At 57.8% G+C, this 14,279-nt stretch carries 15 protein-coding genes; 2 read left to right on the top strand and 13 right to left on the bottom strand.

Features of this window, described 5'->3' with window-relative positions:
• Positions 1–168: 168 nt before the first annotated feature.
• The gene (locus tag DYI22_RS03570) at positions 169–738 is read left to right on the top strand and encodes a serine O-acetyltransferase (protein ID WP_213476666.1); all 570 of its coding nucleotides are present in this window, start codon (positions 169–171) and stop codon (positions 736–738) included.
• A 49-nt stretch (positions 739–787) separates the two neighbouring features.
• Entirely contained in the window at positions 788–1,234 is a 447-nt protein-coding gene (locus DYI22_RS03565; RefSeq protein WP_213476665.1) for a YgdI/YgdR family lipoprotein, read from the top strand.
• An 87-nt stretch (positions 1,235–1,321) separates the two neighbouring features.
• Here the strand turns inward: DYI22_RS03565 and DYI22_RS03560 are convergent, their stop codons facing one another.
• From DYI22_RS03560 to DYI22_RS03500, 13 genes are all read right to left on the bottom strand, one after another.
• Positions 1,322–2,317 carry a branched-chain amino acid ABC transporter permease gene (locus tag DYI22_RS03560; protein ID WP_213476664.1) on the bottom strand — a complete coding sequence of 332 codons (996 nt, stop codon included), beginning with the start codon at positions 2,315–2,317 and terminating at the stop codon, positions 1,322–1,324.
• Between the two features lie 2 nt (positions 2,318–2,319).
• Complete coding sequence (locus tag DYI22_RS03555) at positions 2,320–3,207, bottom strand: branched-chain amino acid ABC transporter permease (RefSeq protein ID WP_213476663.1); 888 nt, start codon at positions 3,205–3,207, stop codon at positions 2,320–2,322.
• Between the two features lie 108 nt (positions 3,208–3,315).
• Positions 3,316–4,530 (bottom strand): ABC transporter substrate-binding protein, encoded by a 1,215-nt coding sequence (locus DYI22_RS03550; protein WP_213476662.1) that lies wholly within the window; start codon positions 4,528–4,530, stop codon positions 3,316–3,318.
• A gap of 51 nt (positions 4,531–4,581) precedes the next feature.
• On the bottom strand, positions 4,582–5,304 hold the full coding sequence (locus tag DYI22_RS03545) for an ABC transporter ATP-binding protein (RefSeq protein WP_213476661.1): 723 nt from the start codon (positions 5,302–5,304) through the stop codon (positions 4,582–4,584).
• A complete protein-coding gene (locus DYI22_RS03540) occupies positions 5,301–6,074 on the bottom strand; it encodes an ABC transporter ATP-binding protein (RefSeq protein ID WP_213476660.1) in 774 nt (257 codons plus the stop codon). Before DYI22_RS03540 ends, DYI22_RS03545 begins: the two co-directional genes overlap by 4 nt.
• 58 nt (positions 6,075–6,132) lie before the next feature.
• Entirely contained in the window at positions 6,133–6,966 is an 834-nt protein-coding gene (locus DYI22_RS03535; RefSeq protein WP_213476659.1) for an alpha/beta fold hydrolase, read from the bottom strand.
• 4 nt (positions 6,967–6,970) lie between these two features.
• Positions 6,971–7,387 (bottom strand): PaaI family thioesterase, encoded by a 417-nt coding sequence (locus tag DYI22_RS03530; protein ID WP_213476658.1) that lies wholly within the window; start codon positions 7,385–7,387, stop codon positions 6,971–6,973.
• Entirely contained in the window at positions 7,384–9,033 is a 1,650-nt protein-coding gene (locus tag DYI22_RS03525; RefSeq protein WP_213476657.1) for an AMP-binding protein, read from the bottom strand. The genes DYI22_RS03530 and DYI22_RS03525 overlap by 4 nt, the downstream gene beginning before the upstream one ends.
• A 146-nt stretch (positions 9,034–9,179) precedes the next feature.
• Positions 9,180–10,220, bottom strand: coding sequence for a proline racemase family protein (locus tag DYI22_RS03520; RefSeq protein WP_213476656.1), 1,041 nt, complete (start codon positions 10,218–10,220; stop codon positions 9,180–9,182).
• Between the two features lie 12 nt (positions 10,221–10,232).
• On the bottom strand, positions 10,233–11,375 hold the full coding sequence (locus DYI22_RS03515) for a zinc-binding dehydrogenase (protein WP_213476655.1): 1,143 nt from the start codon (positions 11,373–11,375) through the stop codon (positions 10,233–10,235).
• Between the two features lie 98 nt (positions 11,376–11,473).
• Entirely contained in the window at positions 11,474–12,580 is a 1,107-nt protein-coding gene (locus DYI22_RS03510) for an AI-2E family transporter (protein ID WP_213476654.1), read from the bottom strand.
• 206 nt (positions 12,581–12,786) lie between these two features.
• Positions 12,787–13,107: a TM2 domain-containing protein gene (locus tag DYI22_RS03505; RefSeq protein WP_213476653.1), complete on the bottom strand. Its 321-nt coding sequence runs from the start codon at positions 13,105–13,107 to the stop codon at positions 12,787–12,789.
• A 178-nt stretch (positions 13,108–13,285) separates the two neighbouring features.
• Entirely contained in the window at positions 13,286–14,278 is a 993-nt protein-coding gene (locus DYI22_RS03500; protein ID WP_213476652.1) for a tetratricopeptide repeat protein, read from the bottom strand.
• Position 14,279: the final 1 nt, after the last annotated feature.

Raw genomic sequence — 14,279 nt, 5'->3', positions numbered from 1 at the left:
TAAATGCAGGCGCTGATCATAGCACTCCGGCGCACAGATACCATTGGGCTGGGATAACATGCACGAAGAAGCTTTTGACCTCATCCTGCTTTTTGCCTAGTTTAGAAACCAAATTTAATATGCAGGCCAAGTAAGGATGACGGCCCCACCTTCCAGGGAGACAGGAGTGTGATTGCATCGTACGAAGATTATCGGAGTTATCTTGAAGCAGACCGGATTGCTTTAGGTCGGAAACGAACCAAGAAAGCCCTTCTGTTCAATGATGTCTGGCGGTTTCAACGGCTCATGAGGCGGCTTGAGTACCTCACAAACTGCAAGAGGAACCGCATCCTACGAGGGATCGTCTCCTATCGGTATCAGAGGCTGGGATCGAAACTCGGCTTCTCAATTCCCATCAACGTTTTCGGGCCCGGCCTATCCATCGCTCACCATGGAACGATCGTGGTGAATGGTGGCGCGAAAGTTGGGGCCAACTGTCGGTTGCATGTGTGCGTAAACATAGGAACTGAAGCGGGCAAGCGTGCCGACGCTCCTGTCATTGGTGACAACTGTTATATCGGACCCGGCGTAAAGATGTTTGGCAAAATAACCCTCGGCCCGAACATGGCAATTGGCGCGAATTCCGTTGTAAACAAAAGCTTCCCCCAGGGGAATGCAACCATAGGGGGAATGCCGGCCAAGATAATATCCGAGCGCACCTCGGAGGGATTGTTGGTAAAAGGCCACAAGGCCGCCTGATCAAGACCCGTTATCACTGACCACCAACGCACGGATGCGAGGATCTGGTTTGAGATTTTTCACGGCCACACTTCTGGTTACGGGCCTGCTGTTCCTGACCGGCTGCTATAAAAAATACGCGATTGAAACTAACTGTTTCGACCCGTTTTCGATCGAAGCCACTGAGTATTTCGATGCTCCTTCACCACACATTTGGCCGCTCCGTCGCTCGAATACCCAGGCGGCTGAGTTGGTGGATAGTGGTGTAATGGGCTTCGTCGTCGAATACGACATTGTGGCGGATGCCCTGCCGCTGGCCGATGATGGCGTTCTAAATTTCACAGGCAATGTGTACAAATTCTGGCCGAGTTGGGCAGGAAAGCATATCGGCGGCGGGCGAAAAAACCTACAGTTCGAAGTAGAAATGGCTGGTCAGACCTATTTGGTATTTTCAGAGACCCCGGAGAACGAGTTACTTCCACCCCTTACACAGCGCTGCCGTTTCTCCAATAACTAGACTGGTGTTCAGCCGGCCAATTGCCGAGCCGAAAGAAGGCTGCCCTTGGGCAGCCCTTCTTTCTGGATCAATGCGCTAATGGGATTCTCAGCCAAGATTCTTCTTAACGAACTTCTGAACCTCGCCAACAATACCAGACTGAAACGCGATAACCGTGAGCACAAAAATGCCACCGAGGATCGGATCCACCCAATCTCCCAGCGGGCCCTGGGACAGCTGGTACTCCAGGTTGACCACAAAGGTGGCACCGAAGACCGGCCCGAGCAAGGTGCCGGTTCCGCCCAGCAGTGTCATCAGAATTACCTCACCGGACATGTGCCAGTGGGCATCGTTGAGGGACGCCAGCTGGAACACCACGGTCTTCACCGAGCCGGCCAGCCCCGCCAGACCGGCGGACATCACGAATGCCAGCACCTTGTACTGGTTGACGTTGTAACCCAGAGAGACTGCTCTCGGTTCGTTCTGCTTGATCGCCTTGAGCACTTGGCCGTACGGAGAGCCCACCACGCGCTGCACCAGCAGGTAACCGCCAAGGAACACAGCGAGCACGAAATAGTACATCGCCAGGTTATTCTCCAGATCGATGATGCCGAACAGGTGTCCACGGGGAACGCCGTGCATGCCGTCTTCACCGCCGGTGAACGGCGCCTGCACGAAGCCGAAGTAAACCAGTTGGGCCAAGGCCAGCGTGATCATCGCGAAGTAGATGCCCTGACGCCGGATGGCAACCACCGCAAATAAGGCGCCCAGTACCGTGGCCGCCAGCGTGCCGGCAATGATGCCCATTTCCGTGGTTAACCCGGAATAGGTCGAGAGCAGATAGCCGGTGGTGTAACCACCAGCCGCCAGGAAGGCAGCATGCCCGAAAGACAGCAGGCCGGTGAAGCCCAGCAGCAGGTTGAAGGCCACCGCAAACAGCGCGAAACACAGGATCTTCATCAGGAAGACCGGGTAGATCACCGCCGGAGCAACCAGCAACAGCGCCAGCAGCACCAGGTTCAGGATATTCTTGCGACGCTTGTCGGCTTTTTCGTCTTTGATCATGCTCTTCTGGATATCGCCAGGATCGACAGGATTGCCCATGATTACGCCTCCTTACCAAACAGGCCCGACGGGCGAATCAACAACACGATCACCATCACCAGGAAGATAACCGCCGACGAGAATTCCGGGTAGAACGTCTTGGTGAGCCCCTCAATCACGCCCATCAGCAAACCGGTGATAATGGCGCCGGCAATGGAGCCCATACCGCCGATAACCACAACCGCGAACACCACAATCAGAATATTCGACCCCATCACCGGATTGACGGAATAGATGGGAGCCGCCAGCACACCGGCAAATGCGGCCAGCATAACGCCAAAGCCATACGTGAGGCTGATCAGCAACGGCACGTTGATGCCGAAGCCCTGCATCAGCTGGGCGTCTTCAGTACCGGCCCGCAGGTACGCGCCCAGTTTGGTTTTCTCGATCATGAACCAGGTGCCGAAACAGACCACCAGCGCCATGAAAATAACCCAGGCACGGTAGTAAGGCAGGTACATGAAATCGAGCTTGAACCCGCCCTGGAACAGATCCGGCATGGAGTACCGCATACCGGACACCCCATAAATATTGGTGAGGATTCCCTGAATCATCAGCGCCACGCCGAATGTCAGCAACAGGCTGTAGATGTGATCCTGACCGGCGATCCGGCGCAGCAGAAAATACTCGATCAGCATACCGAAGCAGCCGACGATGACCGGAGCCACAAACAACGCCACCCAGTAATTGATACCCAGGGCGTCGAACATGATCACGGTCGCCATGGCGCCCATCATATACATGGCACCGTGGGCAAAATTGATGATTTTGAGCAGGCCGAAGATTACCGCCAGCCCAAGGCTCAACAGAGCGTAGAAAGCGCCGTTGATTATCCCGAGCAAGAGCTGACCGAACAGCACGGCAACGGGAACTCCCAGAATCATGGTCATGTAGCAAACTCCAAAAGCAGTGCAAACCCGGTATCCGGTTTGTCCATCTGCAGGTTCCGGTGGCCGCCCTGCCACTGGCAGGGCCGGCACCGGTTTAATGGCTCAGGATCAGTTACTGGAAACGAGCGAACACTTGCTCTCGGACAGCGGGCGATAGGCCTCGTCCGCCGGGATAGTGCGCACGATCTTGTACAGATCCCACTCGTTCTCTGACTCTTCAGGAGTTTTCACTTCCGCCAGATACATGTCGTGTACCATGCGGCCGTCTTCGCGGATCTTGCCGTTGGTGGCAAACATGTCGTTGATCGGTGTATCCATCATCTGCTTGCGAACCGTCTGGGCATCATCCGATCCGGTTGCCTTGACGGCATTGAGGTACTGCATGGTGCTGGAGTAGATGCCCGCGTGAACCATGGTCGGGCGTACACCAGTGGCTTCCATGAAACGGTCAGACCACGCGCGGGTTTCCTCGTTCAGATCCCAGTACCAACCTGTGGTGAGCTGGATACCCTGGGCAGAGTTCACGCCCAGTGCGTGGACATCGGTGAGGAACAGCAACAGGGCCGCAAGTGTCTGCCCGGACTGGGTCAGGCCGAATTCGCCCGCCGTGGTGATGGCGTTGGTGGTGTCCGAACCGGCGTTCGCCAGCGCAACCACATCGGCGCCCGAGGACTGAGCCTGAAGAATATAGGACGAGAAATCCGAGGTCGGGAACGGATGACGCGCGGTCTTGATGACCTTGCCGCCATTCTCTTCGACCACCTTGGTCACGTCACCTTCCAGCGCGTGGCCAAACGCATAGTCCGCGGTCAGGATAAACCACTCCTTGCCGCCTTCCTGAACCACGGCTTTCGCTGTGCCGTTCGCCAGCGGATAGGTGTCGTACACGTAGTGGATGTGGTTCGGTGTGCAGTGCTCGTTGGTAATGCTGGAAGCCGCCGAGCCGGAGACAATGCCCAGGCTGTCATTTTCCTGCAGCAGTTTGGTCACTGCGATGGTGACCGACGACGCCACCAGGCCGGCGACCATGTCGACGTCCTCGTTCTCGAGCCAACGGCGCACGGTGCTGGAGGATGAGTCCGGGTTGTTGCGATCGTCGGCGCTGACGACTTCGATTTTGGCGCCGTTTACCGTGCCGCCAAAGTCGGCAATCGCCATCTCCAGGGCTTTGAGACCGTTGGGGCCCGCCAGATCACGATAGGTTCCCGACATGTCTGCCAGGTAGCCGATCTTGACGGTATCGTTCGAGATCTCGGCCTGCGCGCTGCCCACCATCATGGCTGAGGCAACCGCGGTTGTAAGGAGCTTCTTCATAATTGTCATTGTTGTATCTCCGCTACTGTTGTTGGGTTAATGCTATCGGGTTGGCGGGCGTTACACGCCCAGGTAGTTGTCCAGCACCGCCTGCTTGGACTCAAGCTCCGCGGCGCTGATTTCCTCCACAATCTGGCCGTGTTCCATCACGTAATGACGGTCCGCCAGTGGTGCGGCGAAATGAAAATTCTGCTCGACCAGTACGATGGTCAGGCCCTTGTTCTTGAGCTTGACCAGGACCTCGGCCAGCTTCTCGACGATCACCGGCGCCAGGCCCTCGGTAATCTCGTCCAGCAGGAGCATGTTGGCCCCGGTTCTGAGTATGCGTGCCATGGCCAGCATCTGCTGTTCGCCACCGGACAGCTTGGTGCCCTGGCTGAAGCGGCGCTCGTACAGATTGGGGAACATGTTGTAGATTTCTTCCAGGCTCATGCCGCCACTGCGCACCACCGGCGGCAGGGTCAGGTTTTCATGAACATTGAGTGCGGAAAAAATGCCCCTGTGTTCGGGGCAATACCCAACACCCAACCTGGCAATATGGTGTGGCTGGCAAGACATGGTTTCGTTGCCGTTGATCATGATGGAACCGGTGCGTCGCCCCACCATATTCATGATGGCTTTCAGGGTGGTACTGCGCCCGGCGCCGTTGCGACCCAGGAGCGTGACCAGCTCGCCCCGGTGCACCACCAGATCAATACCGTGAAGAATGTGGGATTCACCGTAAAACGCGTGCAGCCCGGCAACCCGAAGCTGTTCATAGTCCTTCTCCGGCCCCTGACTCATTCGACTGCCTCCTGAGTGGTCTTGGCGCTGCCCATGTAGACCTCCCGCACCCGGGGATCTTCCGATACCTCCTGGTAGCCCCCCTCGGTTAGCACCGCCCCTTGCGCCAGCACGGTAATGCGATCACACAACGTGCTGACAACGCTGAGGTTGTGCTCCACCATCAGCACGGTGCGGCCTTCAGCTGCCTTGCGAACCAAGTGAACGACCCGGTCCACGTCTTCCCGGCCCATACCTTGCGTGGGCTCGTCAAGCAACAGCAGCTCCGGCTCCATGGCCAGCGTGGTCGCCAGTTCCAGCGCGCGTTTGCGGCCATAGGCCAGTTCCACGGTGGTGGTGTTGGCAAACTCGGTCAGCCCAACCGCATCCAGCAATTCCATGCAGCGCTCGTTCAGCTTGTTGAGGCTGGCACCGGATTTCCAGAACTGGAAGCTGTTGCCCTGAAAGCTCTGCAGCGCAACGCGGATATTTTCCAATGCGGTCATGTGGGGGAACACGGCGGAAATCTGGAAAGAACGCACCACCCCTTTGCGGGCAATGGCGGCAGACTTGAGCGCAGTGATGTCTTTGCCGTTGAAGAGAATCTTGCCGTGGGTCGGCTGGAGAAACTTGGTCAGCAGATTGAAGACGGTGGTCTTGCCTGCGCCGTTCGGCCCGATGAGGGCATGAATGTGGCCGCGCTGAACCTTGAGGTTAACGTCGTCCACGGCGACAAAGCCTTTGAATTCTTTGACAAGGCCGCGGGTTTCGAGAACGAACTGGTCACTCATCGTGCCATCCCACCTTTGTTATTGTTGTACATCGAAACTAAATTGAAGCACTTTCAGACTAAGTTAACGTATACGTAAACGTCAATAATAATCTTCGGTTTTTCCAGTCATCCATTTTCGCCAGGAAACCACAGACCAGTGACAGTGTTTCGTCCGGACGTTCAAGGTGTGGCGAGTGGCCGGTTTCGGGCAGAAACACGGGAGTCGCGTTATCGCCGATACCTTCGACAATCACCGTGACCTGTTCCGGGACGCCGTATTCGTCGTTCTCCCCCTGAATGATCATAGACGGGCATTCGATGGCGTCCAGCCAGCGTGAGAAATCCATGGACTCCTGAAACCCCTTGTCCAGCCAGACGGTGGGCCAGGCCCAGAACAGATCATCGGTTCGGTGGCCGTGATGCCGGAGCAGCTTGTCACGCAGATCCTCTTCCCGAAACTGCCTCACGGCCTCTTCAATGCCGGCAATGGTCAGGTGATCGGCCCAGACGTGCGCCGCCATGGTGATCAATCCCCGGATGCGCCTGCCCATGGTGCCAGCACCAATCAGGGCGATGGACGCGCCGTCACTGTGGCCCAGCAGCACAACGTCGCCAATGCCAAGCGCATCCAGCAGACGAGGCAGCCACACCGCCCCCTCCTGCTCTTGATAGTCATAGGGGCGCGGCAGCACCTCGTCACTGGACTGCCCGTACCCGCGGCGCTCATAAACCAGCACATCCAGGCCGGAGGCCTTGGCGACCCGCTCCGGAAACTTCCGCCACAGGGCAATGTTGCCTACCGAGTCGTGGAGAAAGACCACCGTAGGGCCACGGCTTTCATCATGCTGGATACGGCGTGCCTGCAGCACGACGCCGTCACCCACGGGGACAGAGTGATCACGGATGTGCATCGGGCTAGCGCTCCGGGGGAATGGAGTACGTCATGGTGGAGTGGGCCACCGGCTCCTCGATGCCTTCGGAATAGACGAACACCTCACCCACGCCCATGGTGCGCCCCACTTTCAGCATGGTGGCCCGCGCCCAGATCGGGCTGTGGGCCACCGGCTTGCGCAGGAAATTGATGTTGAGGTTGGTGGTTACCGCCAGCGGCACCAGGCCGATCCGGCTTAACAGCGCGGCATAAAGCGTGACGTCCGCCAGCCCCATCATCGCCGGCCCGGCGACCGTACCTCCAGGGCGAAGATGTGCCTCATCCACCTCCAGCTTCATTTCGGCCCAGCCATCCCCGAGCTTCTGCAGGGTGCCGTAGGCGGCCCCCTGGGGGAACTGCTCGTCCAGAAAGCCCTTCAGTTCGTCAAACGTAATCCTCATGCGTCGGTTTCATCCTTGGCGCGGTTGCGCAGAACGAAACGCTGGATCTTGCCACTGGGAGTCTTGGGCAGCTCATCCACAAACTCGATTTCACGGGGGTAAGCGTGGGTGGACAGCCGGCGCCGCACCAGATCCTGCAGTTCGTCTTTCAGCGATTGATCGTCTGCCGGTTCCTGGCCGCCTTTGATCACCACGTAAGCCTTGATGATGGACCCGCGCTTTTCATCGGGCTTGGCCACCACACCGGATTCCGCCACTGCCGCGTGCTCCAGCAGTGTGCTTTCCACGTCCGCCGGGCCCACGCGATAACCCGCGGTGGTAATGATGTCATCGTCGCGACCACTGAACGAGAAGCTGCCGTCACCATGGCAGATCACCATGTCGCCGGTGAGGTAATAGCCCTTCACAAACGGGTCCTTCTCACCCCAGGTATAACCATCAAAGTGGAACAGCGGCGACGCCTTGACGTCGACCGCCAGCTGACCGATTTCGCCTTCGCCGACCTCATCGTTTTTCTCATTCAGCGCCACCACCTTGTGACCCGGTGACGAATACCCCATGGAACCCTGACGCACCGGGTGCTCAAGCCCGTGGAAATTGCAGCAGGTCATGCCCGTTTCGGTCTGCCCGTAATGGTCCTTGACCGGGCAGAAGTGACGGTTCTTGATCCAGTTGACCACCTCCGGATTCAGCGGCTCGCCGGCACTGCTGGCCACCCTGAGGCCCAGGTTCTCTCCCTCGGGCAGCACATGGTCATTGGCCTTGAGCAACCGATACGCGGTCGGCGCCGCCGCCAGGTTGGTGATCTTGTATTTGCGGATCATGTCGTAGGTGGATTCCGGGGTGAACGCGCCCGGGTTGAAATGGGTGGCGTGCCCCATCATCAGCGGTCCGACCACGGCGTAATACAGGCCATAGGCCCATCCCGGATCCGCGACGTTCCAGTACCGATCGTCGTCCCGCAGGTCGATGGCGTACTTCATGTAAACGTAGAACGCCATCAGCGCCCGTGCGGGCACGGCGACCCCTTTGGCCTTACCCACGGTGCCTGAGGTGAACATCTGGAAGAAGGGGTCGGTCCCCTTGATCATGACCGGTTCGAATGTCGGCTCCTGTGCAGCCAGCGTGCTTTCAAAATCGGGGATTCCGTCGCCCGCCTCTGCCGCGTTCACGCAGACCACCGGTGGGCAGCTGTTCACTTCGGTCATTTTCGGATAATTCACCGGGTCGGTGACCACCAGCTTGGTGGCCGCGCGCTCGAGCCGGTACTCGATGGCGCCGGAGCCAAAAGCGGTAAACAGCGGCTGGTACACCGCTCCCGCCCGCAATGCGCCGGCAATGACCACCAGCAACTCAGGGCTTCGCGGTAACAGGCCGGCCACGCGATCGCCTTTGCCGATTCCCCGCGACTTGAGGTAGTTGGCGAATCGTGCGGACTGCTCTTTAAGCTCGGCGAAGGTAAGAACGCCGTCGCCCCCGTCGTCCTTCTCATAGTAAAGCGCGACGCGCTGGGGATCTTCGGCCCACTTGTCGCAAATTTCATGGCAGACATTGATCCCGGACTCCAGGCTTCCATCCAGGATTTCCGCTTCCAGAGCGGCGGCGTCGAAATTGTTATAGACCGTTGCGTATTCCGGGAGGCTCATTATCCACTCCTGTTGTTTTTATCGTTCAAGACTGGCTTTTAGGTTTAGCACAGGGTCTTGTTTACGTAAAGGTAAACTTTAGACCAATAAAGCAGGTTTGAAAGAAGGCTTATGAGGGCCCGCCCTACCCGGGCCCCGGGAAGGGTTCAGTCGTGACTGTCGGAAAGGACGTGGTGAAGAGAGCCGCAATCGACCAACGGGTCATCGCAATTGACGACGATCTCCGAACGCGCGAGGACATAGGCTTTCCCGGTGATATTGTTATTCACCACCTGGTACTCGCCCTCCTTCGCCATCGAGGTCAGTTCGCCGATGAAACCGGTTTCCCGCAGCGACACCGTTTCCAGCTTGTCGCCCGGCTTGATTTTGCCTTCATAGCTCATCAGCGCCAGCCGCGCCGAGGTCCCGGTACCGGTTGTACTGCGGCAGATCACGCCGGGATGCACATAGGTGGCAGAACGGGAACGGTAGTAGCCCTCTGCCACATGCCGGACTGGCCCCATGAAATGCAGGAAGGGCAGTGGCCCGACGTCTCCGAGCGTGTAGTGTGAAAAGCCCCGTTCCGCCTGAATAGCTTCTACAATAGCCTTGGCGGCGCCCCCCAGCCTGCGCTCTTCATCCAGGGTGAGATCGAAACCAAGACTGGTCGCATCCACCAGCGCGTAGAAACCACCACTGTAGGCCACACTGTAGGTGACGCGGCCCCACGAAGGTACGTCGATGGTGGCATTGTGGGTATGGATATAGCTGGGCAGTCCTTCACAGGTCACCGCCTCCACCACGCCGTTGTGCACGGTTGCCTCGATCTGCACCAGCCCGGCCGGCGACTCCAGCATAAAACGCTGATGGCCCTCCTGTTTGGGCACAATGCCCGCCTCCAATACCGCGGTTGCGGTACAGATGGTGTTGGACCCAGAATAGATCGGATAACCCATGACCTCCATGATGATGTAACCGGCTGCCGCCTGCGGATCCGTGGGGGGAACCAGCAGATCCACGGACATTTCCGGAATGCCGTAGGGCTCTTCCAGCAACAGTTGGCGCAACCCGTCGGCGTCGTCCCGCAGATACTCCATCTGGGCGCGCACCGTGTCGCCCGGTAAGGCATCGATGCCTCCGGTGACGATGCGACTGACGTCGCCACCGGCATGGGTATCCATCAACTGGATGGTCAGTTCAGGCTTCATCGGGCAGTCTCCTCAGGCTGTTTCCAGGGCATAGGGTTTGCCGTGCTCGTTCCACTGGCTGTCGGGAACGATCACGATCTTGCCGAGATAATTGCTGCCCCGGCTGACAAAATACCGTTCCGCCCGATGCAGCTCCGACAACGGAAACGCCCCATGCAGTACCGGCTTCAACTGCCCACCGCGAATCCACGCCATCAATTGCTCGGCCTCCTCGCGGGTGCCGTGGGAGACCCCGAAGATCTGCACCTGATACAGGTAGATTCGCGTCCAGAGAATCTCGCTGATGTTGCCGCCGCTGGCTCCGGCAATGCTCAACCTGGGATAGGTATCGCGGGCATTCATGTCGAAAATCATGGTGTCGATAAAGATATCGGTCATCTCGCCGCCCACCAGATCCATCACCGCGTCGATGGGCCTGCCGCCGGTTTCAGCCTTGACCCTGTCGACGAACGACGCCATGTCTGAGCGGTCCAGCACCGCTTCGGCGCCCAGCCTGAGCAGGGCGTCGGCCTTGTCCTGCTGACTGAGGGCATAGGGAACGGCGCCCATGATGCGGCAGAGCTGGATCAGCGCGGTACCGACACCCCCGCTGGCACCGGAAACCAGCACACGTTCACCGGCGCGGATGTTGGCGGAAGTCATCATGTGCATGGCGGTCTGGTAAGAGCACATCCCCATCGACGCCACTTCGGCATCCGTCAGTTCCGGGTTGGGGATGTGATGGAACTGGTCGGACGGCAGCGACACGTATTCGGCGTAGCCACCGTCGGCGCCGTGACCGAAGTAATCCGGGGTTAGATTGATATCGCGGCGGTCATTGGCGTAGATGTTGAAATCGAGCAGCCCCCGTTCACCGACCCGGCTGTCGCTGACCCCCTCGCCCACGGCTACAATCCGGCCGGCGATATCCGCGCCCTGGATTCTGGGGAACTGCAAGGTGGGCTCTCCCCCCATCTGGAAGGACTGCATTTCGCCTTTTTTGGTGGGGTAAAGCCCTTCCCGGGCCTTGCGATCGGTGTTGTTCTTGGCAGTGGCCGTCACCTGCACCAGAACCTCCCCGGGGCCGGGTGATGGCGTGGTTACATCGCGGTAGTCCAGTTTGTCGATATCGCCATAGCCGGTGAGAACCATGGCTTTCATGGTGGCAGGGATCATGGGCGGTGACTCTCCGTGAACGCTGAATGGGCAGTATCAGATCAGCATAGGAGAGAATACCGCCACTGTCAGCGCCGGTTGCGGGTATCCACAATGCGTCAGCGGGCAATCACCCGATAGACCGGCCGTAGGCGGGGAATCTGTTTCAGCACCACCTGAATCACTGTCATCAGCGGCACCGCAAGCAGCACACCCACCGGCCCCCAGAGCCAGCCCCAGAAGAAGATGGAGACGAAGATCACGACCGGATTGATCGCCATGCGAAAGCCGTGAATCCAGGGTTCGATGAAAAAGCCGACCAACGTGGTCAGTGCCAGGTAACCCAGTGGCGCGATGGCCATCATCCAGACGGCATCCAGGCTGATGGCGGATACCACGGCCAGCAACGCGATGGTGAGAATAACCCCCAGATAGGGAATGAAACGGGCAAGCGCGGCGACAATGCCCCACACCGCCGGATCCGGAAGCCCCACGGCCCAGCACATCAAGCCGGTGGTCACGCCCACCGCCGTGTTACTCAGCCCGAGAACCCCCAGGTACTGTGCAATTTCGCTCTGGGAGTCATGGGTGATCCGCAGCGCCGTCTTGCGCTGGTGCCGCGGTAACTGCTTGACCAGATTGCGGATCAGGCGATCACCGCCGACCAGCAGGAAGTACGTCAGTGCTAGCGCCAATGCGAGGCCTGCCACGCCATTACGCGCTTTACTCATCAACTGGCTGCGCCAGGATTCCGTTTGCAGCACCACGGTTGTTGGCTTCTCAGCTTCGTCTTCTTTTGACAGCCCTTCTACCGACTTCTCGACTTTTTCAGCCGATTCGGTGACCCGTTCGATCTGCTGCTGGAAGCTGCTCTGGCCCACCAATAAACGCGAGATACCCTGCGGCGCCTTCTCAGCCCACTCCAGAGCCGGCATGGCGACGGCAACCCCCACACCAACAATACCCGCGAGCACCATCAGCACCAGCAGCAGTGAACTGACCATCCGCGGTACGCGCCATTTGATGTATGCCTTCTTTACCAGTGGCGCCAGTAACAGGCTGGTCAACACTGCAAGAATGATCGGTAGTACGATCTGATGGGCCAGGTAAAGGGTGTAGAGCACCCCAAGCGCAAACAGACCGTGAATGGGAGTGGAAAGGTCGGAGGAAACCAGGGGACGTTTGCTTTCTTCTGCCAGTTCGTTCTGCTTGGAGTCGCCGTCCATTATGAGCCCTGTGTTTGTTATCAGAAGTCCGGCCGGGGAAACTCCAGGCCGGTATCGCAAACAAACAGTCTACCCTGCTCCGGCCCGGGCTGCATAATGGGGCGAGTTACGTGGAATTCACAAGGGGGGCTTTAGTTTTTGCGGTCACGAAAGAGGTTGAGACTGCTCAGCCTGAACTCCGGGTTAGCGAGTGAGACGTGCACGCCTCAGTTTGAAAACCAGTCACGATGAAAACGACCGTCCTTCAATCGGTACATTGACAGTCCCAACCGAAGATCCTGTCCTCGAGCGTCTTTCACGATACCGGAGTCTTTCCCTAAAGAATGCAGAAAGGCGTCAAGCAGTAATAACGCTCCGTCAATGAACCACCAGAGACCAAGTCCGCCGAGCGTAAGGCCCTTGGCGACACCGGACTTCCATTTGCCCAGATAAAAGCGATCGATTCCGAAAATTCCCAGAAACATGGCCAGAATCATCGCGATCAGTCGATTTTTCTGGTTCGGTGAGTTCACATTTATAGTGTTCATGGTTTCCTCCTTGAAAACACTGTGCCTAGCGATTAATTGATGGGTTTGGAGTTATTAACGACGCAGCGGAGCAGCGGAAATCGATACCTGCAGAATCCACGGATCGACCACCCCGCGCGGGTCATCATAGGGATCATATCTATAGCAATCCTCCTAAGAGACCGTCTCAAAAACATCCTTACATACCGAATTTCGGCAGGTAGTAAATAATCGGCGTATCGACCAAAATTTCTTCGGATCGTTTCTCTGCTTCTGCAATGACTTCGGAAGACAGGCTAGGCGCTCTCCTATCGATACTTCGTTTTACTGCCGAGCTACCGCGCTGTCTGTAGATCGCCAACAGTACAGCCATACCTTCAATTGGTTTAGTCTCGGGATAGCGATACATCCCTTCTGGTCCGTCCAGAAGAATCAGGCCGTAGTTATAGAGGGCATCAAAATAATCTGTCTTTGCCATGCGCTCGACCCACTCGTGGGACTCCTCGAACCGACCGTCTTCCTTGTACTCCCCTGCCAATTTGAGGATCGCCTTGGGAAACCCCTGCTCTGCTGACGCCCTGAGCCACTTGAGGACATCTTCCCTGCGCCCCTCCTCGGTCCAGTAAAAGCCTCTGCCCTGCTCATCCAGCATGACTGCCATCCAATACTGGGCAAAGGCATGACCGTTTTCAGCTGCGCGCTCTACCCACTCAAAGTCCTTATCCGAGTCTCCGCCAATGGCGTAAGCTGAGGATAAAGCCATCATGGCCTGAGTGTCGCCAGCTTCTGCCTTCGGAAGCGCAATCTCCTTTGCCCGGTCCAGCCACTCTTCACGGTCATAATCGCAGTTCCTGAGCGTACCGCACATTTTCCCCTTCTGGGCAAACCGCAGCATGGCGTAGACATCGCCCCCTTCAGCTGCTTGCCGGTAAAACTCTTCGGCCTCAGGTGTAATGTAAGTCGAATTCCGACGAAGAATATTTGCTGCGTAGTAGGCCGCCTCAGCATGGCCCAGCCGGGCCGCTTCCTTGAACTTGGTGAAGGCATTCGGGCTGTAGCGTTGCTGGTAGAGGGTATATCCTTCCTGAAACAAGGCTTCCGCCCGCTCTTGATCGGGTTTGGCCTGAGCCATAGACGCCGATAAAAGTAATAACAACAGCCCGAAAGTCCGAGCCAACAAGATTTTCAACATA

The organism is Marinobacter lipolyticus (assembly GCF_018424605.1).
GTDB lineage: Bacteria > Pseudomonadota > Gammaproteobacteria > Pseudomonadales > Oleiphilaceae > Marinobacter > Marinobacter lipolyticus_B.
This window is presented reverse-complemented; position numbering and strand designations above follow the sequence as displayed.

Coding starts and splice junctions, on each gene's coding strand:
- DYI22_RS03560 (WP_213476664.1), bottom strand. CDS start 2,317: ATGGGCAATCCTGTCGATCCTGGCGATATCCAGAAGAGCATGATCAAA.
- DYI22_RS03555 (WP_213476663.1), bottom strand. CDS start 3,207: ATGACCATGATTCTGGGAGTTCCCGTTGCCGTGCTGTTCGGTCAGCTC.
- DYI22_RS03550 (WP_213476662.1), bottom strand. CDS start 4,530: ATGACAATTATGAAGAAGCTCCTTACAACCGCGGTTGCCTCAGCCATG.
- DYI22_RS03545 (WP_213476661.1), bottom strand. CDS start 5,304: ATGAGTCAGGGGCCGGAGAAGGACTATGAACAGCTTCGGGTTGCCGGG.
- DYI22_RS03540 (WP_213476660.1), bottom strand. CDS start 6,074: ATGAGTGACCAGTTCGTTCTCGAAACCCGCGGCCTTGTCAAAGAATTC.
- DYI22_RS03535 (WP_213476659.1), bottom strand. CDS start 6,966: ATGCACATCCGTGATCACTCTGTCCCCGTGGGTGACGGCGTCGTGCTG.
- DYI22_RS03530 (WP_213476658.1), bottom strand. CDS start 7,387: ATGAGGATTACGTTTGACGAACTGAAGGGCTTTCTGGACGAGCAGTTC.
- DYI22_RS03525 (WP_213476657.1), bottom strand. CDS start 9,033: ATGAGCCTCCCGGAATACGCAACGGTCTATAACAATTTCGACGCCGCC.
- DYI22_RS03520 (WP_213476656.1), bottom strand. CDS start 10,220: ATGAAGCCTGAACTGACCATCCAGTTGATGGATACCCATGCCGGTGGC.
- DYI22_RS03515 (WP_213476655.1), bottom strand. CDS start 11,375: ATGATCCCTGCCACCATGAAAGCCATGGTTCTCACCGGCTATGGCGAT.
- DYI22_RS03510 (WP_213476654.1), bottom strand. CDS start 12,580: ATGGACGGCGACTCCAAGCAGAACGAACTGGCAGAAGAAAGCAAACGT.
- DYI22_RS03505 (WP_213476653.1), bottom strand. CDS start 13,107: ATGAACACTATAAATGTGAACTCACCGAACCAGAAAAATCGACTGATC.
- DYI22_RS03500 (WP_213476652.1), bottom strand. CDS start 14,278: ATGTTGAAAATCTTGTTGGCTCGGACTTTCGGGCTGTTGTTATTACTT.